The 18,626-nt window shown below is 71.4% G+C and carries 18 protein-coding genes; 8 read left to right on the forward strand and 10 right to left on the reverse strand.

Translation table 11 applies throughout. The features are described 5' to 3' along the window. Nucleotides 1–526, forward strand: a 526-nt coding sequence (locus tag D7X32_RS13025) for a glycoside hydrolase family 19 protein (protein ID WP_279635579.1), incomplete at its 5' end; no start/stop codon positions are given. 134 nt (nt 527–660) lie between these two features. Then, entirely contained in the window at nt 661–2,136 is a 1,476-nt protein-coding gene (locus D7X32_RS13030; RefSeq protein WP_147450132.1) for a hypothetical protein, read from the forward strand. Here D7X32_RS13030 and D7X32_RS13035 read toward each other — a convergent pair whose 3' ends face one another. From D7X32_RS13035 to D7X32_RS13045, 3 genes are all read right to left on the reverse strand, one after another. Next, the gene (locus tag D7X32_RS13035) at nt 2,137–2,640 is read right to left on the reverse strand and encodes an arsinothricin resistance N-acetyltransferase ArsN1 family A (RefSeq protein ID WP_120602860.1); all 504 of its coding nucleotides are present in this window, start codon (nt 2,638–2,640) and stop codon (nt 2,137–2,139) included. Further along, nucleotides 2,637–3,413, reverse strand: coding sequence for a hypothetical protein (locus tag D7X32_RS13040; protein WP_120602861.1), 777 nt, complete (start codon nt 3,411–3,413; stop codon nt 2,637–2,639). Before D7X32_RS13040 ends, D7X32_RS13035 begins: the two co-directional genes overlap by 4 nt. Before the next feature lie 113 nt (nt 3,414–3,526). Then, nucleotides 3,527–4,540: a GNAT family N-acetyltransferase gene (locus D7X32_RS13045; protein ID WP_120602862.1), complete on the reverse strand. Its 1,014-nt coding sequence runs from the start codon at nt 4,538–4,540 to the stop codon at nt 3,527–3,529. A 164-nt stretch (nt 4,541–4,704) separates the two neighbouring features. On the opposite strand from D7X32_RS13045, the gene D7X32_RS13050 reads away from it, so the two are divergent. The 4 genes from D7X32_RS13050 (at nt 4,705) to D7X32_RS13065 (ending at nt 7,576) form a co-directional block, all read left to right on the forward strand. Next, nucleotides 4,705–5,130, forward strand: coding sequence for a nuclear transport factor 2 family protein (locus D7X32_RS13050; RefSeq protein ID WP_120602863.1), 426 nt, complete (start codon nt 4,705–4,707; stop codon nt 5,128–5,130). 184 nt (nt 5,131–5,314) lie between these two features. Then, a complete protein-coding gene (locus tag D7X32_RS13055) occupies nt 5,315–6,121 on the forward strand; it encodes a hypothetical protein (RefSeq protein WP_120602864.1) in 807 nt (268 codons plus the stop codon). A 79-nt stretch (nt 6,122–6,200) separates the two neighbouring features. Continuing rightward, nucleotides 6,201–6,773 (forward strand): YceI family protein, encoded by a 573-nt coding sequence (locus D7X32_RS13060; protein WP_120602902.1) that lies wholly within the window; start codon nt 6,201–6,203, stop codon nt 6,771–6,773. Then, entirely contained in the window at nt 6,770–7,576 is an 807-nt protein-coding gene (locus D7X32_RS13065) for a Rieske 2Fe-2S domain-containing protein (RefSeq protein WP_120602865.1), read from the forward strand. The genes D7X32_RS13060 and D7X32_RS13065 overlap by 4 nt, the downstream gene beginning before the upstream one ends. A 49-nt stretch (nt 7,577–7,625) precedes the next feature. On the opposite strand, the gene D7X32_RS13070 is transcribed toward D7X32_RS13065, so the two are convergent. The 3 genes from D7X32_RS13070 to D7X32_RS13080 form a co-directional block, all read right to left on the reverse strand. After that, entirely contained in the window at nt 7,626–8,687 is a 1,062-nt protein-coding gene (locus D7X32_RS13070) for a CBS domain-containing protein (protein ID WP_208752413.1), read from the reverse strand. 194 nt (nt 8,688–8,881) lie between these two features. Further along, nucleotides 8,882–9,991 (reverse strand): ArsA family ATPase, encoded by a 1,110-nt coding sequence (locus D7X32_RS13075; RefSeq protein WP_120602866.1) that lies wholly within the window; start codon nt 9,989–9,991, stop codon nt 8,882–8,884. Continuing rightward, a complete protein-coding gene (locus D7X32_RS13080; protein ID WP_341868127.1) occupies nt 9,988–10,941 on the reverse strand; it encodes an ArsA family ATPase in 954 nt (317 codons plus the stop codon). Before D7X32_RS13080 ends, D7X32_RS13075 begins: the two co-directional genes overlap by 4 nt. A gap of 387 nt (nt 10,942–11,328) precedes the next feature. On the opposite strand from D7X32_RS13080, the gene D7X32_RS13085 reads away from it, so the two are divergent. Next, nucleotides 11,329–11,751: a SpoIIAA family protein gene (locus tag D7X32_RS13085; protein WP_120602867.1), complete on the forward strand. Its 423-nt coding sequence runs from the start codon at nt 11,329–11,331 to the stop codon at nt 11,749–11,751. 45 nt (nt 11,752–11,796) lie between these two features. On the opposite strand, the gene D7X32_RS13090 is transcribed toward D7X32_RS13085, so the two are convergent. Further along, nucleotides 11,797–12,480: a hypothetical protein gene (locus tag D7X32_RS13090; protein WP_120559418.1), complete on the reverse strand. Its 684-nt coding sequence runs from the start codon at nt 12,478–12,480 to the stop codon at nt 11,797–11,799. A 166-nt stretch (nt 12,481–12,646) separates the two neighbouring features. Between D7X32_RS13090 and D7X32_RS13095 the strand changes: the two genes are divergently transcribed. After that, the gene (locus D7X32_RS13095) at nt 12,647–13,069 is read left to right on the forward strand and encodes an STAS/SEC14 domain-containing protein (protein ID WP_120602868.1); all 423 of its coding nucleotides are present in this window, start codon (nt 12,647–12,649) and stop codon (nt 13,067–13,069) included. Between the two features lie 154 nt (nt 13,070–13,223). On the opposite strand, the gene D7X32_RS13100 is transcribed toward D7X32_RS13095, so the two are convergent. The 3 genes from D7X32_RS13100 to D7X32_RS13110 form a co-directional block, all read right to left on the reverse strand. After that, nucleotides 13,224–13,664 (reverse strand): hypothetical protein, encoded by a 441-nt coding sequence (locus tag D7X32_RS13100; RefSeq protein WP_244238984.1) that lies wholly within the window; start codon nt 13,662–13,664, stop codon nt 13,224–13,226. Between the two features lie 123 nt (nt 13,665–13,787). Next, entirely contained in the window at nt 13,788–16,067 is a 2,280-nt protein-coding gene (locus D7X32_RS13105) for an RCC1 domain-containing protein (RefSeq protein WP_120602870.1), read from the reverse strand. A 66-nt stretch (nt 16,068–16,133) separates the two neighbouring features. Then, nucleotides 16,134–18,509 (reverse strand): RCC1 domain-containing protein, encoded by a 2,376-nt coding sequence (locus D7X32_RS13110; RefSeq protein WP_120602871.1) that lies wholly within the window; start codon nt 18,507–18,509, stop codon nt 16,134–16,136. Nucleotides 18,510–18,626 lie beyond the last annotated feature (117 nt).

Consider the following 18,626-nt stretch of genomic DNA (forward strand, 5'->3'; position numbering starts at 1 on the left):
GGGTGGGGTGACGGTGGCGCAGCTGCGGCGGATCATGCCGAACCTGTCACAGGCGAAGGCGGAGCAGTACCTGCCGCACCTGAACAAGGCGATGGCGGAGGCGAACATCAACACGCCCCGGCGCAAGGAGATGTTCCTGGCACAGCTGGCGCATGAGAGCGGCGAGCTGCGCTACATGGAGGAGATCGCCTCCGGCGCGGCGTACGAGGGCCGCAAGGACCTGGGCAACACGCAGCCGGGCGACGGCAAGCGCTACAAGGGCCGTGGCCCCATCCAGCTCACGGGCCGCGCGAACTACCGTGCGGCGGGCAAGGCGCTGGGCATCGACCTGGAAGGGCACCCGGAGCGCGCGAAGGATCCGGACGTCGCGTTCCGCATCGCGGGTTGGTACTGGCAGTCGCGCAACCTGAACAGCTACGCGGACGCGGGCAACTTCCGCGAGGTCACCCGCCGCATCAACGGCGGCTACAACGGCCTCGCGAGCCGCGAGATGTACTACCGCCGCGCGCAGGACGTGCTGGGCTGAGTCCGTCTGGGACGTGGGACGCGGGTCCCACGTTCTGGCGCATGGATGCGAAAGGGTGCCTGTGATTCCGGGCACCTGACCGTGGCGCACCGGCTGCACGGTGGACCGGCTCCTCCTTCCTCGGAGCGAGCCTGATGTCCCGAATCGATGCGCCCGGTAGCAGTCCCCTGTCCCCCGAACCCACGCTTCCCGAACCCGATGCACCCGCGCCACAGGTTCGCGTGGGCACGACCGCGTCCCGCAGGACTTCCGTCAGTGAAAGCAGTGCCTCCGCTTCTGGGCGCAACGAACTGCGGCCCTATGACGGCCCTGCCGTCGCTCCCACCGCGCCCCGGGCCTCCGCGCACGCGGATGGACCCTCTGTGTCCGCGCGCGAGCTCGCGGCGATGGGCGGCCGGCTGCGTTCCCCGTCCGCTCCCGTCCCCGAGGATGTCTATGCCTCGGTCCGCTCGCACCTGACGCGCAGCCTGTCCAATCCCTTCCTCACCGACAGCGACCTGAAGGCCACGCACGATGCGCTCGGCTCCGTGCCTCGCGACGCGTACCGCGCCACGCTGGAGCGCATGGACCGTGAGGGACTGCTCGCCACCTACGTGTCCCGGATGGATGCGCCTTCGCGTCAGTCCTTCCTCGAACAGGCCGCGTCCAATGGCGTCCTCTCCCGGCGCCCGGGCAGCGTGGAGGGTTCGCTCGGCATGCCCGGACGGCCGGAGACCTTCGTCAATGATCCGAAGCTGCCCGGTGCCCTTCGCGACGCGGTGAATGCCCACGCCACCGATACCGGTCGCGCCACCGTCGTCGCCTACGACGCATACCTGCAACGCTACGGCGACGCCGTGGCCCAGGCCGGCAGCCTCCAGGCCCTTCGCGCGCTCGGACCGCCCCAGACGCTGGACCTGCGTGAGACGTCGCTCGGCCTCTCCTGGTCCGACCCCCAGCGTGAGCGCTACGAAGCGGAATGGAAGGCCGGACTGGGGCGCCCTCAACACTCGCTCGTCCAGGCCTACGAGACCGTCACCGCCCGCGCGCAGGTCCTCTCCGGAGAACGGCCCGCCGGTGCCTTCGTCTCCGCTGAAGCGAGCGCGTCCCACGAGATGCTCGCCTTCAAGCGCGAAGCCCATGCCTCCGCTCGCGGCGCCACCGACGTCCAGACGCAGGCGGGGATCCACACCAAGGCCGGGCCCCTGGGCCTGGAGGTGATGATGGACGCGCACGGCAAGACGGAGACGGAGCTCCAGGTGGACCTGGGCATCGCCAGCGTGAGCCGCGACTCGGAGGGCAAGGTGGAGCTGTCCCTCGGCGCGGGCCCGCATGCCCGTGCCCATGCGTCCCTCAACCCTCGCACCGCGGAGTTCGGCGGCGGCATCGCCTTCGAAGTCTCCGACAAGTCCGGTCAGAGCCACGCGGGCCTCAAGCTGGGCTATGGCCTGCGCGGCCTCACCCCCGAGCGCGCCGCCCAGGCCGTCCGCAGCGACGTCCCCGGCCTCTTCAGCCGCCCCCGGGACCTGGACCCAGGCACCGCCTGGGATGCGCTGCCCGCGGAGCGCCGGGCCCTCTACGAACGGCAGGGCTGGACGCGCGAGGAGTGGGCCCAGGACTCACGGCGCTGACTACCGCACGTTCGCGAGCAGCAGCTTCTCCACCACCACCACGTCGTGCCACACACCGTCGAGCGAGGCGTGCTTCTCGTGCACGCCCACCTCGCGGAACCCCAGCCGCCCGAGCAACGCGCGGCTGCGCACGTTGGTGGCGAAGACTCGCGAGGTGAGCTTGTGGAAGCCCGCTGCTTCCGCCTCCTTCAGCAGCACTTCCATCAGGTGCCGGCCCACGTCCCGGCCCCGGGCCCGCGGCGCCACGTAGATGCTGAAGTCCGCGATGCCCGCGTAGCACTCGCGCGGGCTGTACGCGCTGGTGGAGGCGTACGCGATGACGCTTCCGTTCTCCTCCGCCACCAGCACCGGATGGCGCTTGCCCAGCCACGCGTCGATGTCCTCGGGCGTGCGCGGGCGCGTTTCGAAGGTGGAGGCGCGCTCGGCGAGGGCCGCGTTGTAGATGGCCGCGATGGCGGACCGGTCCTCCCGCGTGGCGGCCCGGACGGTGGGCGGCGCGGTCATGGCGTGGGCGGGGACGAGGGCTTCGCCGGCAGCGCCTCCGGCTCGGGTTCCGGACGCAGGGAGATGGCGGTCCACAGCGCCAGGTGCCACGGGATGAGGGCCAGGGCCCCGACCCCGACGGCCGCGCTCCCCAGCAGGGCCATCAGGCCCCAGAACACCGTCACCACCCACAGCCCCACCGACCCGACGACCTGCAGGTCCCGCGACCGCCCCTGGTGGCCCGCCAGGGCGGCCAGGGTGAAGAGCCAGATGCCCGCGCCGATGCCGAGCGTCACCTCGTCGGCGTTCAGATTGAAGTTGGTGAGGATGAGCCGGGCCCCCAGCAGCGCCACCGATTGGTACAGCAGGGACACCACCGCCAGCACGACGTCGCCCCCGCTCAGCCCCGACTCCTTCCCGCCGGCGCCCTTCGTCTCCAGCAACTCAACCGGCAGCTCCATGGCGTAGGGATAGCCCAGCGCGAGCAACGCCTCCTTCGCCGCGCTGCGCACCTTCATCCCGCCCGAACCCGCGTAGTCCCCCACCGCGTTGTTCCGGTCCAGCAGCGCCAGCAGCAGGTCCGCCCGCTCGCGCAGCGGTTCGTCCGGCGCGGGTGGACGGCCCAGGCCCACGATGAGCGCGTCGACGTCCGCGCGCACCATCCCCGGAGAGCGCACCTCCTCCAGCAGGACCGTCAGCGGCGGGAACGATTCCGCCATGGGCGCGGGAATGTCGGTGGGCGCCTCGTCGGCGGTGGACGGCGACGGCGCGGAACGGAGGGCTTCCTGGGACATGGGTGCTCCTACAGGGACAGTCATCCTCCGGCGGGAGCCCGGGAGCAAGGGGGGCCCCCGGCCCTCGGGTGCCAGGAGGAGACAGTGTCCGTGGAACCGCGGCCCGCCGCGGATCAGCGCAGGAACTTCTCCACCACCACCACGTCGTGCCACGCACCGTCGACCCGCGCGTGCTTTTCGTGGGTGCCCACCGTGGTGAACCTCAGGCGTTCAAACAGCTTCAGGTTGTGCGTGTGGTCCGCGAAGACGCTGGTGGTGAGCTTGTGGAGGCCCTGGGCCTCCGCCTCCTTCAGCAGCGCCTGGAGCAGCAGCTCGTCCACGCCACGGCCCCGGACCTCCCTGGCCACGAAGAGGCTGAAGTCCGCGATGCCCGCGTAGCACTCGCGCGAGCTGTAGGCGTGGGTGGACACGCATGCCACGACGCGCCCGTCCTCCTCCGCCACCAGCACCGGATGGCGGCCGTCCTGCCCGCCCTCGAACGGCTTCTCGAACTCCGTGGGACGCCGCGCCAGGGCCGCGTCCTGGAGACCCTCGATGGACTCCCGGTCCTCGGGCGTGGCGGGCCGCACGGTGGGCGGTGGCGGCTTCGCGCGCGGGGGCACCGGGGCCTCCAGCGGAGGCGGATCCGGCGTGTACATCATGAATGCGCCCACCAGCGTCAGGTGCCAGGGCATCAGGAGCGCAGTGACGAACTCGCCCTTGAACAAGGCCACCCCGGCCATCAACGCCCAGCACACCGCTTGAAGCAGGAGCAATGCCGACCCCTGCGTCTGCCGCTTCAGCTCGTCCCTCGCGATGCCCCACAGCGACAGCAGCGAGGGGAACAACACCAGGACGGCCACGGTGCCGAAGCCCTTGGAGAACAGCGCCTGGAAGTCCCACGGCGTCACGTTCTCGAGCGGCATCACCCGGCGCAGCTGGTACAGCGCGATCAGCGCGATGCAGACGGCGGTGCCCCAGCCTGGCGGCGAAGGGCTCGCGGCCTGGGGGGCCGTGGCGCCGGAGGCCGGCTCATCTTCCAGCGCCACGGGGGGAACCAGGGACAGCATGGCCGCCTCGGCCTCCTGCCAGGACTGCTTCCTGGGGGAGGCGGACTCCGACTGGGGGTGCTGGGGTTCCTGGGACATGGCGTCACTCCTCTTCCTCCATCGGGCCACCCGGGAGCAAGGGGGTGGGGCCGCCGTCCGGAGGACGAGGGAGCAACCGCCGGAAGGAGGCCACCTCCCGTCCGCGTGCGCACCCTTCCCGGGCACACCCCTGACTTCCCTTTTGCGACGAGCGAGGACACCCGATGCCGATGGAACGAGCGCAGCGGTTCGTGGACGCACTGCTGAAACTGGAGGAGCACGGCGACATCGAGCCGATGGTCGCGCTCTTCACCGACGATGCGCAGGTGAGCAACGTCGCTTCACCCAGCGTCTTCTCCGGCGCCGACGGCGCCCGCCGCTTCTGGACTGAGTACAAGGGCACCCTGGGCCAGGTGAAGTCCACCTTCCGCAACATGATTGAGTCCGGCGACCGCGTGGCCCTGGAGTGGGAGACGCAGGGCACCGCGCACAACGGGGCCGCCGTCGCCTACGAGGGCGTCTCCATCATCGAGTGGGACGGCGACCGGGTCCGCCGCTTCTTCGCCTACTTCGACCCGCATGCGCTGGGGCAGGAGCTCGCGCACGGCACCGCGCCCCGCTCGGAGGTGCCTTCGACGACACCGGCCTGACACGCGAAACTTCCGGCGGCCCCTGGGGTTCTTATGGCTCCAGCCATCCAGGGGCATGCTGTCATCACAAGGTTCACCCGCACTCACTGTGCACTTCCGTGCACCAGCACCGCGAGCCGGGGTAGCCTGGGAAGGCATGGCCCCCCCTTTTTGACGGGCCGCGTTGTCTCCCCCCGGGAACCCCATGATGACCCGCGTCATTTCGCCCCTCCTGGCCGTCCTGCTCCTGGCGGCCTCCCCCGCCGGCGCGGCCCTCGCTCCGGACGCTCCCGTGCTGGTCGCCGCGGCCAAGCGCAAACCCACGAAGCGCAAGCCCGTCCCTCCGCCGCCGAGCCCCTCGCAGGAGACCGCGCCCGCGGCCACCCCCGCGGCTCCTCAGGTGACGCCGGACGTGACGCCGCCGGTGTCCGCCACGCCGGAGTCCGGCTCCACGGGCGCCCCCACGAAGCAGGACTCCGGCACCCCGCCGTCGTCGGAGCCCAGCCTGGACTTCGACCTGCTCACGCCGGAGGCGGAGGCCTCCGCGGGCCTCCTGGATCCGAACCTGCAGAAGGACCTGGAGACGCGCCGCACCATGCTCAAGCTGCACCAGGGTCTGGGCCTGGCCATGGCCGGCGGCCTCACCGCGGCCACCGTGCTGGGGCAGATCCAGTTCAACGAGTCATTCCGGGGCGGCGGGGATGATCGCACGCTGCTCGCCTGGCACCGGGGTGTCGTCATCGGCACGTCGCTGCTGTTCGCCACCGTGGGCACGCTGGGCCTGCTGGCGCCGGATCCGGTGGAGCGTGCGTTCCAGTGGGACACGGTCACGTTCCACAAGATCTTCATGAGCCTGGCCACCGCCGGGATGATTGCCCAGGCCGTGCTGGGCATCCTGGCCACGCACAGCTACGGCGAGCTGCAGGAGCCCAAGTACGCCACCGCGCACCAGGTGGTGGGCTATGCCACGTTGGGCTGCGTCGCAGCGGGCATCGTGACGCTCACTTTCTGACCCGAACCCCCCTGTCGTGAATGTCTCCGCGCGCCGGCCGTTGTGCGAAGGCAAGCCGTATCCCCCTCTGGAGGACGCCGTGATTGCTCGACGACTCGTTCTTTCCGCTGCCCTGCTGCTCGCGCTGCCCGCCGCCGCGCAGAACGCGAAGATGTACTCGGTGAAGAAGGACGCCAGCTCCCTCACCTACAAGCTCATCCACAAGATGCACACCGTGTCCGGCAAGGCCGCCCCCAGCGAGGGCAAGGCCGTGTTGAAGCCGGACGGCACCCTCCAGGTGGCCGTGCGCGCGCAGGTGAAGGACTTCGACTCGCAGAACTCCAACCGCGACACGCACATGCTGGAGGTGACCGAGGCCTCCAAGTTCCCGCTGGTGGAGGTGAAGGCCGTGGGCTCCGGCGTGAAGACGCCCGCCACCTTCCCGGCCTCCGTGCCGGTGACCCTCAAGGGCAAGCTCACCTTCCACGGCGTGACGAAGGACGTGGAGATCCCCATGACGGTGAAGTTCGACTCCGCCACGCAGGTGACGGCGGATGGCTCCTTCAAGATCAGCCTGGAGGGCTACAACATCGAACGGCCGACGCTGCTACTCGTGAAGGTGGAAGACGAGCTGGTGCTGGAGCCGCACCTCGTCTTCTCGGAGGGCACGTGAGCTCGTCGCGTCGCGACTTCTTCAAGAAGCTGCTGGGCACGGGCGTGGTGGTGGCGGGCCTGCCGCCCGCGTGCGCGCCCAACATCGACCCCGCGCCGGTGCTGGACGTGCCCGCGCCCGGCGAGGACGGCATCGTGGCGTTGGTGGTGCAGCGCTACCCGGACCTGTCCCGCACGGGCGGCGCGGTGACGCTGCGCTTCCCGGGCGGCTCCGGGCAGGAGAACCTGCTGGTGATGCACCCGTCCGCGGACACCTATTCGGTGCTGTCCGCCACGTGCACCCACGTGGGCTGCCCCATGGGCTTCGACGGGACGGAGGCCGTGTGCCCCTGCCACCTGTCGAAGTTCAACGCCACGACGGGCGCGGTGACGAATGCGCCCGCCACGGTGCCGCTCAAGGTGTACGTGGCCACGTACAACGCGGGCACGCAGGTGCTGAGCATCAACATCAAGGCAGGCAGCGACAACTTCCCGTCGGTGATCGACGGCAAGGTGACGCTCACGTTCGCCGAGTTCCCGGACCTCCAGAACACGGGCGGCATGGTGAGCGGCAACCCCACCGGCTACGGCAAGACCATCTTCGTCTTCAAGCTGGAGGACGGCTCCTACTCCGCGGTGGACTCGGACTGCCCGCATGCGCACTGCGAGGTGGGCTTCGAGTCGAGCCTCGACGAACTGCTCTGCCCCTGCCATGCGTCCACGTTCACGAAGACGGGCGTCGTCACGCAGGGCCCTGCCACCAGCGACCTGAAGAAGTTCACGGTGACGGTGGACGCGTCCGGCGTGATCGTCACCATCGCCTGATCAGGGACGACGGGAGGCCCTCGGTGCCTCCCGTCCCCACCGGCCGGTGTCAGCGCAGCCGGCTCCAGAACGAGCGCCGCGAGGAGATGCGCTCCAGCGCCTCCTGCAGCTCCTCGTCCTGATCCGCGCGGCTGGCGATGTCCCCCAGCGCGATGATGCCCACGAGCCGGTCGTCGGGCTCCACCACGGGGATGCGGCGCACCTGACGGCGGCCCATCAGCTCGATGACGCCGTGCAGGTCCTCCTCCGGCAGCACCGCCTCCAGGTCCTCCGTCATCACGTCCGCCGCGCGCAGGCCGTCCACGGCGCGCTGGCCGGCGAAGGCGCGCAGCGCGAGGTCGCGGTCGGTGACGAGCCCCAACAGCCGCCCCTCCGCGTCCACGATGGGCACCACGCCGCAGTCCTCGTCGCGCATGAGCTGCGCCACCTCGCGCAGGGAGCTGTCGCGGCGGGCGGTGCGCACCTGGCGGGTCATGATGTCGCGCGCGGTGAGGGGCTCGCGCTTCCAGCGGCGGCGGGAGGTGCCGGACGCGTCGCGGGACTCGCGCAGCCGTGGGTCGAGCGGGAAGGACTCCTCCCGCTGGGGGGACATCCTGTCACGCGGGCTCGGGTCCGCGCGGGATGACGCTGACGCGCGGGCCGGACGGTCGCGCAGCAGGGGCTCCTCGCCGCCGTAGCCGGTGCGGTCCCACTCGCGGTAGTCGGCGCGCTCGGGCCGCATCTCCTGCACGGTGCCTTCGCCCTGGGTGCGCACGGGGCCCGCGCCGTTGGCGTAGCGCGGGTCCCGGTCATCGCGGCCGTAGGGCCCGGTGGTGCCGCCGTCGCGCTCGCCCTCTCGGTCCGCGCGCCAGGTGCCGGTGTCGTCCACGTCCGTGCGCACGCGGCCCATGCGCCACGCGGCGGCGCGGTGGAAGCGCCCCTGGCGGTCGGCGGGCGGCTCGTCGCGAGCGGGGCTCCAACCGCTCACGTCGGACTCCGCGCGCTCGCGCGAACCCGGGGGTGCCACGTCCGGCGCGCGGTGCGTGGCCATGGCGTCGGTGGGAGGCGTGGAGATGTCCGCGCGCCCCAGGTCATGCCTGCCGTTTCCGTTGCTGTAGTCCTTGGTGCCCATGTGCGTCGCAAGCCTCCTCGACTTGCGAACATGGGAAGCGGGCCCGGACGCGCAAAGCTCCAGCCAGCCAGGTGCGGCGCCGCTTGCCCGTCCGCCCTGGGCTGGAAGGCGGCGACCCGCGCGGGGACGTCAGCGTGCGGGTGTGGCACCGCTCGCCCGTCCGCCCTGGTGCGGGAGGCAACCCGCGCGGGACGTCAGGCGACGGTGAGCGCGTCGCCCAGGTGCACCAGTCCCCGGAAGTCCTCCAGGTCCGCGCCCGCGTCCGGCGCGGCGATGGCCAGCGCGCCCAGGGGCAACCCTTCGGCCAGCCGGGCCAGCAGCGAGCGGTGGGCCTTCGCGCGTGCGTCCTCCACGCCCGCCAGGTGCTCCAGCCCGATGACGGCGTCCGTGTCCGCGGCGTTGCTCGCGTGCGGCTTCAGCGCGGCGGCCGGGGCCAGGCCGTCCTCGCGCGCCCAGCTGCGGTTGAGCACGTAGCCCGCGAAGGGCAGCCCCTTCGCCTGGAGCGCCTCCTGGAAGAAGCCGGCCTCGCGCAGCGCGGCGGCCTCTGGCGACGTGACGAGCAGGAACGCCGCGTCCTTCGACGACAGGTGTTCGCGCAGCCGGTCCGCGTGCAGGCGGATGCCGGCGAACAGTCCGCCGAAGGCGGCGACGAAGGAGCGCATCTCCTGCGCGAAGCCGCCGCCGAAGATGCCGTCCAGCACGCGGCCCACCAGCGCCTGCGCGCCCTGCCACAGCCGGCCGGTGCGGCCCGAGTCGGGCCCGAAGAGGGAGATGACCCGGTCATCCAGGAAGCGCGACAGCCGGCCCGGGGCCTCCAGGAAGTCCAGCGCGTGGCGGCTGGGCGGCGTGTCCAGGAGGATGAGGTCGTAGTGGCCTTCCGCGAGGAAGGTGTCCAGCGCCTCCGCGGCGGCGTACTCCTGCACGCCCGCGACCAGCTCCGACAGGAAGCGGTACAGGCGGTGCTCCAGGATGGCGCGCGCGGCGCTCTCCGTGGCGGACATCCTGCGCACCATGCGCTCGAAGACGACGCTCGGCTCCAGCATCCACACGTCCAGCCGGCCCGTGCCGCGCGGGCCGTCCGCGTAGAGGCGCTCCGGAGGCACGGTGGTGGGCTCCGCGCCGTTCTCCTTCAGCCCCATGGCCTCCGCCAGCCGCCGCGCCGGGTCGATGGTGAGCACCAGCACGTGGCGCCCCGCGCGGGCCGCGGCCACGCCCAGCGCCGCCGCCGTCGTCGTCTTGCCCACGCCGCCCGCGCCGCACAGGACGATGATCCGCTTGTCGCGCAGCAGTCCGTCCAGGTTCATGGCGTGGCTTCCCGGCCGTCGTGAGTCGCGGCCCCTTCGAGTGTGGACACCAACAGCTCCGCCAACCGCTCCACCAGCGCCATGCCCGTCAGCGCCAGCTCCGGCATGCCCCAGTGGGGCACGCTCAGGCCCGCCGCCAGCCGCTGACGCGCTTCCCTCGCGCGCTCCAGCCGCTCCAGCGCCCGCTGTCCCCGGTGCGGCCCGTGCGTCTCCAAGAGCCGCTCCAGCGCCGCGCGCGACTCCGGCGTGAAGGGGTCCTCCGGCATGCGGTTGAGCACCGCCGCGGACAGGGGCAGGCCCACGTCCTTCAACTCGCCCACCAGCGACAGCGTCTCGCTCACCGGCAGGGGCTCCGGCAGGGTGGTGACCACCACGCCCGTGCGCGCGGGGTCCTGGAGCAGGTCCAGCCCCTCGCGCACCGCGCGCCCCACGGGCCCGCCCGGCATCAGCGACAGGATGCTGCGGGGCAGCGTGGCCAGCGCCAGCGCGTGGCCGGTTGCGGGCAGGTCCACCACGGTGAGCGGGTGCACCATGCGGCCGTCGGGGTGCGTGCGGCGCAGGAGCGCCAGCAGCTGGAACATCAGCCCCATCTCCTTCAGGGCCGGTCCCGCCTCCAGGAAGCGCCGCAGCGCCCGCGAGCGCAGCGCGGCCTCCGCCAGCCACTTCACGGGCAGGGTCTCCTCCAGGAACAGCCGGTGCCCCTCCGGGGCCGACAGGCGCACGAAGGACAGGTTCGGCGCCACGGGCACCACGCGCGGCCCCGCCTCCTTCACGCCCACCAGCCCCGCGAGCGTGGACGGGCCGCCCTCGTCCGGGGACAGCTCCGCCAGCAGCACCGGCCGGCCCGCGCGCGCCGCCGCCACCGCCAGCGCCGCGGAGAGCGTCGTCTTGCCCACGCCGCCCTTGCCCGACACGAGCACGGCGCGTCTGCTCCACAAGGACTCCAGCACCACGCTCCCATCCTCCGCGCCATGGGCGCGATCCTTCACAGTGAGCAAGGAAGCGCGTCCCGACAACCGGCCGGGGATGCGCCCAGGGGCGGCCGTCCGCCTGGCCGCCCGCTGGAGAGCATAGCGGTTTTCCGTTCACTCCCCGTCGGGTCCCCGCGCCGCGCTGCCCCGGCCGTGACACAAGCCGCGCCCCTGGCGCCGCATCCGGCGGTGCGTGGAGCCATGACGCGACGTGCGAGGAATGACCCGGCCCGTGAGGACACGTGGCGCCCGCGGGCGGCGAACCCGGAGGGTTGGACGGACAGCCCCCTCCGGAAAGAAGGGGTCACGGACTGGTGACGCCCCCCGGATTCTGGGTACCCTTCAGCCCTCTGCGTGGGAGAGGGCATGGCGGTGCTGCGGGAGTGGGTCTTCGGGACACAGCGTGTCTCGCTGGAGTCCTCCGACATCCTCTGGACGAAGGTCCGGGGTTCGTTTTCAGAGACGGACGTGCGGGAACTCGTGGACGTGTTCCACGAACTGGGGGCGGGGCCGGACAAGCCCCTGTACCTCGTCGTGGACCTGAGCAGCTCCGAGGGGCTGTCGGTCGCGCCGCGCAAGTACCTGGCCGAACACGTGCGTCCCACGTGGTTCCGCGCGGTCGTCTTCTTCGGCGCCAAGCGCACGCACCGCGAGGTGCTGCGCGCGCTCGTGGTGGCGCTCAACTTCACCGGCGACGCGAAGCTGGAGGCGGAGTTCGTGGACTCGGAGGCCCAGGCCCGCGCGTGGCTGACGGCCCACCGGCGCCGTCAGGACGCGCCTCCAGGCTGAGGGGCGCGCGGGCGGCCGGGGGGAGCTCCGGAGCTCCGGAGTGCGTCAGTGGACGGCCCAGCGCTCGGCGATCTCCTCGCACGCGAGCACCACGTCCCCCAGCCGGCGGATGTGCGCGCGCGGCGCGACGAACAGCGAGCCCGCGAACACGTCCACCACGGTCATCAGCCGGTGGTCCGCCGGGCCCAGCCGGCATAGGTGCTGCTCCGCGAAGCGCTGCAGCAGCGTGCCGATGTACTGGCCGCTCCGCTCGTCCAGCGGGTGCGTCTTGGAGAAGTAGAGCTTCATCAACCCCACGCGCGGGTTGCCCTGCTTGTCCAGCCGCTGCACCACCACCTCCGGGCGCACGCTGATGGTGACGCCGGCCATCTCCAGCACGGGCGGCTCCGCGCCCACCGCGCTGATGATGGCGTCGTCCAGGTCCAGCCAGGGCACCAGGTCCGCGAAGCGCTCCAGCGCCTCCGAGCACAACTGCATGCGCTGCGCCTCGAACTCCGTCTGCGGCACCGCGCAGGCGAACCGGCGCTGGGACTCCCGCAGCACGTTCAAATCCAGGCCCCGGCAGAGGAAGTCCGTGATGGCCTGGGACGCCTCCGGATAGCGCAGGTACTGGGCATCCGGCGGGTGCTTCTGGTCGTGGATGATGCGCTTGCGGCGGGCGGGCGTGGCGACCAGGTACTCGCCCAGCTTGTTCACCGAAACGCGCGGCAGTTCACGGGTTTCCGTCATGATTTCCCCCTCTGGAAGGCTGTCGGAATAGGTACACAGTACAGAGGGGGTCTGACATCCAATGGACAGGCGGACCTTGTCCGAAAGGGCAGGTTCGCGCGGGGGCGCTTCCCAGGGGTGGCGGGGTCCGGCAGGGTTCCGTTCCAGCAGCCGGGGGGAGGACCGCATGGAGCATCAGATTCGCGAATGGACGTGTGGCGCGCATCGGATCCGCATGACCGCGCCGGACGTGTTGCACACGAAGTACACGGGCGTCGTGGGGTTGCAGGACGCGAAGTGGGCGCTGAGGGTCTACGAGGAGATGGCGGCGCAGGGGCCGTTCTACCTGGTGGCCGAGGTGCCCGGCTCGGAGCTGCCGGCCGAGTCGCGCAAGTACCTGGCCAACAACGTGCGCGCGGAGTGGATGCGCTCGGTGGTGTACGTGGGGTCCGACCTGTCACAGCGCGTGGTGGGCAAGGCCATGTCGGTGGCCATGCTGCTCACCGGCCACGCGGCCAGCTTCGACACGGTCTTCGTGGACACGCTGGCGCAGGCGGACGCGTGGGTGAACGCGCACCGTGTGGATCACGCCCCGCGCCGTACGGGCTGAGCGCTGGCGGCATCCGGACGTGACGAAGGGCCAGGACGGGGCGGGAAGCCCGGGTCCTGGCCCGTGGTGTTTTCAGGGGACCGCCCGTCCGCGGCGCGGCGCCTGAACGGGTCCGACAGTCGGACCCGTTGGGACCGGGCGGTGGGCGGGGACCTCAGCGCTCGCGGCCCGGCATGCGGTCCGGGTGGCCGTAGCGGTACACGTCGGACAGCGGGTTGGTGCCCGCGTCGCTGCGAGGCCCGTCGCCATCCGGGATGTCGTCGAGCACGGCCCCGGGGGCGCGCTCGCGCGGGTCGTAGGGGTGCAGGCCGCTGGCGTCGTGGAGGCGCAGGTCGCGGTCGTCGGCGTCGTCCACGTCTTCCTCGGTGCGGAGGCGGACGCCCTTCTCGTCGGCCTCGGTCAGCTCGCGGCGGGACCGGGTCTCTTCGTCCTCGTCGGAGCTGGGGCGCTTCGGCTCCGTCTGCTCGCGAGGAGTGGAGGGCGTGGAGCCCTGGCCTTCGCGGAGGGGCTCGGTGCCTTGCCGTCGATCCGTCGGACGGCCGTAGAAATCCTCGGCGGGCTGCGGGGGTGCGGGACGCTTGTCGTTGTTGGCCATGAAGGATTCCCTCCGTCGGGAGAGGTTCTTCATCCACCCCCGTGTCCGGCAACCTGCTCCCGAAGCACTCGCCAGGGCCTGGAGGGCAGGCAGCCAGGCGGCAGGGCCCTCCCGTGCGCGGTGTCAGGGCAGCACGAGGAGGATGCCCCCGGCGAGCGCGGGTGCCTCGTCATCGCCGATGGCGCGCACGTGGCCGTAGCCGAGCTGTCCGGAGGTGTTGAAGCCCCAGCACAGCGCCCGGCCGGTGGCGAGCACGGCGCAGGTGTGCTGGCCGCCCGCGGTGATGGACGTGGCGGGGGCTCCGCCCACGTCGATGACGGCGGTGCCGGGCGCGGACAGGGAGCGCGTGTTGGCGTATCCCAGCCGTCCCCGGGCGCCGTTGCCCCAGCACTGGAGCTGGCTGGACTCGAGCAGGGCACAGGTGTGCTGCGCCCCGGCGGCGACCTGGACGGCGCGAAGGCCCGAGCCCAGTGCCACGGCGGTGAGGGGCGTGGCGTAGTCCGGGTTGCCGTTGCCCACCTGGCCGAAGGCGTTGGCGCCCCAGCAGCGCAGGGCGCCGGTGTCCAGCAGGGCGCAGGTGTGGTTCGTGCCCAGGGCGAGCTGCACGGCGGTGCCGCCCACGTCCACGTCACCGGCTGACGACGGCAACTCGGTGTCACCGACATCGTCATCACGGCTGTAACCCAGTTGCCGGTAGGCATTGGCGCCCCAGCAGCGCGGATGGCCGGAGAAGAGCAGGGCGCAGGTGTGGTCGCCGCCCGCGACCAGGTCCTGCACGGGGGCTCCGACGGGGACGTCGGTGGTGGGCGGTGGCTCGTTGTCGCCCAGGGTGTCGGTGTGGCCCAGGCCCAGCTGCCCGTGGGCGTTGTCGCCCCAGCAGCGCACGCCGCCGGAGGTGAGCAGGGCGCAGGTGTGGTTGGCGCCCGCGGTGATGCGCAGCGCACGGGCACCGCCCAGGTCGACGGTGCCCACGCTGGCGATGGGCTCGTCGTCACCGATGGCGCGCGAGTGGCCCAGGCCCAGCTGGCCGGAGGCATTGGCGCCCCAGCAGCGCACGCGCCCGGTGGAGAGCAGGGCGCAGGTGTGGCCCAGGCCGGTGGCGAGCTGCACGGCCTTCTCGCCCACGGCGAGTGGCACGGCGCCCCGGGAGGCGGGCGTCTCGTCATCGCCGACGTTGGCGGTGCCGGTGTAGCCGAGCCGGCCCTGCGCGCCGCCGCCGAAGCAGCGCACGGAGCCGTCGTTGAGGAGCGCGCAGGTGTGGCTGTCCCCGGCGCGAAGCTGGGCGACGTCCGTGGGGCCCCCCGTCTGCACGGGAGCGTCGGGGAACTGCTGCGCGCCCAGGCGGTAGGAGGCGGTGGTGCGGCCTCCTGCGGCGTCGGTGACCTGGAGGGACAGGCGGCCCTGGAGCGAGGGGGCGTAGTGCTGGAGGACGGTGGGGTTGGCCTGGGTGGTGAAGCCCGGGGCGGGTGTCACGGGCGCGTCCGGGGTGAAGCTCCACGCGTAGTCGAGCGTGCGGGAAGGCTGGTTGTCGGAGACGGAAGCGGACCACGCGACGTCGGAGGTGCCCGCGAGGCGCGACGCGGCCAGGCCCTGGATGACGGGGTTGAAGAGCACTCGCACGGTCGTGCCCAGCGAGTCCGAGGACTGATCCGCGGGCAGGACACGCGTCACGAACGTGGTGCTGACCGAGTGCCCCGCCGGGTTCGCGACGGTGAGCGAGTGGGTGTAGTCGGTGGGGCTGGGGATGCCGAAGGGAGGCAGGTAGCGGGCGACGAAGGCGCCGGAGGTGCCGGTGAGCGTGAACGTCCCGCTGGAGGGGACGAAGGAGCCGCCACCGGGCGCGGGCGTGAGGGTGAACGTGAGGGCTTCTCCGGAGGTGGCCTCGACGAAGAAGGTGAGGGTGGCGGGCTGACCGAAGACGAGCTCGCCAGGAATCTGGATGCGGGGGATGCGGGGCAGGGTGATGGGCGCGCCGTCGTTGGTGGGCGCGAGCGTGATGGCCACGGTCTCCCGGTCCGCGACCAGCGTCTGCGTGGTGCTGCCCTGGAAGAGGAGGACGTCGCCGCCGCTGTAGGCCCGGGCGATGAACGTGAGCGAACGGTGGCGAGGCAGGGACGGCATCGTGCCGGACCACCCGGAGGGCGAGGGCACCAGATCGAAGTTCGTGAACAACGCGCTGTGGCTGGCCGCGTCCTCCACGTCGATGCGGATGCGGGTCACGTCCGCGAAGGAGAAGCCCAGCGCGCGACGTGTCTGGGATTCGGAGCCGACAGCGTCCGCGGAGACAGTGAACGTGACGGAGGCGGTGGGCTCCGGCGTGACGGTGTCACCCGTGGATGACGGAGCAGTGCACGCGGAGGCGATGCACAGCAGGAGGAGCGCGAGGGCGGCGGGCTTCGTCATGGCTCACACGGGAAGACGGCGAAGCGGGCGCCCGGAGTGTGCCGGGCGCCCGCGAGTGCTCAGGGCCTACGGCGTCGGGGGCAGGAGCTGGATGTCGGCGGTGGGGGACGCGACGTTGGTGGTCGCGCCGTAGCCGAGCTGGCCCTGGCTGCCCAGGCCCCAGCAACGGGCCTTGCCGGTGGAGAGCAGCGCGCAGGAGTGGTTGTCACCGACGCTGACCTGGTAGGCCGTGGACCCGCCCAATTCCACCGAGGCCGCCGGCACGACGGCGGTGCCGCCGGTGTTGCCGAGCTGGTAGGCGGAGTTGCTTCCCCAGCACCGCACGTCGCCCGTGGAGAGCAGCGCGCAGGAGTGGTCGTTACCTGATGACACCTGCAGCGCGGTGACACCGCCGAAGTCCACCGCCGTCGTGCCCGGGTTGCCGAGATACTTGACGTAGCAGGTGATGGCCCAGGGTTGGCTGTACTCGCAGACGCCAATCTGGGTGCCGCCTCCGCCCGAGCCCACCTGTCCCAGGTAGTTGTTTCCCCAGCAGACGACGGAGCCGGACCGCAGCAGGGCGCAGGTGGCGTTCCGGTCCACGCTGACCTGGGCCACGAGGCCGGTGGGCTCCACCGGCGTCTGGCTGCCGGGCTTGAGGGACGCGCCCACGGCCTGGAGGTGCGGATAGCCGAGCTGCCCGTAGGTGTTCTTGCCCCAGCACAGCAGCCGTCCGGTGGAGAGCAGGGCGCAGGTGTGGTTCTCGCCCGCGGCGACATCGGTGGCGGTGTTGTTGCCCAGGTCCACGTCACCGGCCTGCCAGGGCTGCTCGTTGTCGCCGATGGTGTCCGTGTGGCCGTAGCCCAGCTGGCCCGCGTTGTTGCGGCCCCAGCAGCGGACCTTGCCGGTATCCATCACCGCGCAGGTGTGGTCCTTGCCAGCCGACAGGCGGATGGCGGGGCCGCCCAGGTTGACGTAGCCGAACTCCGTCACGGCCTCGCCATCACCCAGGTTCTGCGTGGTGTTGTAACCGAGTTGCCCGAAGTCATTGCGTCCCCAGCAGCGCACCAGCCCCGAATCCAGCAGGACGCAGGAATGGTCACCCCCCGTGGCCAGCTTGGTGGCCTTGCCCAGGATACCCACCGGGCCCGCCAGGTACGGCAGCCGTGCCTGGGTATTGCCCCAGTTGCTGGTGCTCGCGTAGCCGAGCTGGCCGTAGGCGCCGTAACCCCAGCAGCGCACGGAACCGTCGTTCAGCATCGCGCAGGTGTGATTGCTGCCGCCGCGAAGGGTGCTGATGCCATCGAGGGGGCCCTGGGCCACGGGCTCGTCCGGGAACTGATCCGGCGTGAGCTTGTAGTTGAGGGTGGTGGTGCCGTTGTTGGTGTCGGTGACGGAGAGCTTCAGGTCGCCCTGCAACGTGGTGGCGTAGTGCTGGAGGGTGGTGGGGTTCGTCTGTGTCGTGAACTCCGGCAGCGGGTCCGGCGTGGTTCCGGTGGAGGGAGTGAAGGTCCACGCGTAGGTGAGCGCCTCCTCGGGCGTGTCATCCGCGACGGTGGCGCTGAACTTCACGTTGGTGCCGGTGCGCTGGGCGTTCAGGCCGTTGATGACCGGGTTGAAGAGCACGGCGACGGAGGTGTCGATGACGCCGTTGGTCGTCTCCGGAGGCATGACCTTCGTGGTGAAGGTGGTGCTGATGGAGTGGCCGGCCGCGTTGGTGGCAGTGACGGTGTGGCTGAAGACCGTCTCGGTGGCGACGGTGGGAGGCGAGTACTGGGAGACGAAGGCGCCCGCCGTGTTCAGCAGGGTGATGCCGCCGTTCGGGGGAGAGAAGGCGCCGCTGCCCGTGGCCGACGAGGAGATGGAGTAGGTCAACGCCTCACCGACGTTGGCCTCGACGAAGAAGGTGATGTTGCCCGACTGCGCGGAGGCGAAGGCGCTGGGGATGCTGATTTTGCGGATGCGGGGGATGGAGATTTGAGCGCCGTTGGTGGAGGGCGCCAGGGGGATGGTGACGGTCTCGAAGTCGAGGTTCAGCGTGGCGTCGAGAGTGCCGGAGAAGAGGGGGTTGCCGGAGGCATCGAGCGCGCGTGCGAAGAAGGTGAGGGCCTTGGCCTTGGGGAGGAAGGGGAGCTTCCCGGTCCATGCCCCGGCGGAGGTGAAGAGGTCGAAGTTCTTGAAGATGACGAGGCCGCCAGCGCCCTGCTCGGAGACGTCGATGCGGATGCTCTTCACGTCGGCGTAGGAGAAGGCGAGGGCGGAGACGCGGCCCTTCTTCACGGCCTCGGCGAAGATGTCCTGGGCGCCGATGGAGACGGTGACCTGGGACTGCGTCTGTTCGGAAGGCGCGGAGGGCTCCTGCGCACTGGTGCCGGAACTACACGCGGCGATCCAAGGCGAAGACAGGGACAGCAGCAGCGCACCCAGCACGCCGCGAGACCAGCGGGGAGACGTTCTCTTCACGATGCACTCCAGGGTTGACGAAAGAGGAGGCCCGACGTCCACCGTCGGGCGAGACAGCGGGCGGGAAGGGGGACGACGGAGCCCACCCCTCCCGTGACGTCGAAAGCGGAGAGGACG

The sequence above is a fragment of the Corallococcus carmarthensis genome (assembly GCF_003611695.1).
Classification (GTDB): domain Bacteria; phylum Myxococcota; class Myxococcia; order Myxococcales; family Myxococcaceae; genus Corallococcus; species Corallococcus carmarthensis.

What these genes read in the sequence shown, in the direction of transcription:
- D7X32_RS13030 (WP_147450132.1), top strand. Translation starts at nt 661, where the DNA reads ATGTCCCGAATCGATGCGCCCGGTAGCAGTCCCCTGTCCCCCGAACCC.
- D7X32_RS13035 (WP_120602860.1), bottom strand. Translation starts at nt 2,640, where the DNA reads ATGACCGCGCCGCCCACCGTCCGGGCCGCCACGCGGGAGGACCGGTCC.
- D7X32_RS13040 (WP_120602861.1), bottom strand. Translation starts at nt 3,413, where the DNA reads ATGTCCCAGGAAGCCCTCCGTTCCGCGCCGTCGCCGTCCACCGCCGAC.
- D7X32_RS13045 (WP_120602862.1), bottom strand. Translation starts at nt 4,540, where the DNA reads ATGTCCCAGGAACCCCAGCACCCCCAGTCGGAGTCCGCCTCCCCCAGG.
- D7X32_RS13050 (WP_120602863.1), top strand. Translation starts at nt 4,705, where the DNA reads ATGCCGATGGAACGAGCGCAGCGGTTCGTGGACGCACTGCTGAAACTG.
- D7X32_RS13055 (WP_120602864.1), top strand. Translation starts at nt 5,315, where the DNA reads ATGATGACCCGCGTCATTTCGCCCCTCCTGGCCGTCCTGCTCCTGGCG.
- D7X32_RS13070 (WP_208752413.1), bottom strand. Translation starts at nt 8,687, where the DNA reads ATGGGCACCAAGGACTACAGCAACGGAAACGGCAGGCATGACCTGGGG.
- D7X32_RS13075 (WP_120602866.1), bottom strand. Translation starts at nt 9,991, where the DNA reads ATGAACCTGGACGGACTGCTGCGCGACAAGCGGATCATCGTCCTGTGC.
- D7X32_RS13085 (WP_120602867.1), top strand. Translation starts at nt 11,329, where the DNA reads ATGGCGGTGCTGCGGGAGTGGGTCTTCGGGACACAGCGTGTCTCGCTG.
- D7X32_RS13090 (WP_120559418.1), bottom strand. Translation starts at nt 12,480, where the DNA reads ATGACGGAAACCCGTGAACTGCCGCGCGTTTCGGTGAACAAGCTGGGC.
- D7X32_RS13095 (WP_120602868.1), top strand. Translation starts at nt 12,647, where the DNA reads ATGGAGCATCAGATTCGCGAATGGACGTGTGGCGCGCATCGGATCCGC.
- D7X32_RS13100 (WP_244238984.1), bottom strand. Translation starts at nt 13,664, where the DNA reads ATGGCCAACAACGACAAGCGTCCCGCACCCCCGCAGCCCGCCGAGGAT.
- D7X32_RS13105 (WP_120602870.1), bottom strand. Translation starts at nt 16,067, where the DNA reads ATGACGAAGCCCGCCGCCCTCGCGCTCCTCCTGCTGTGCATCGCCTCC.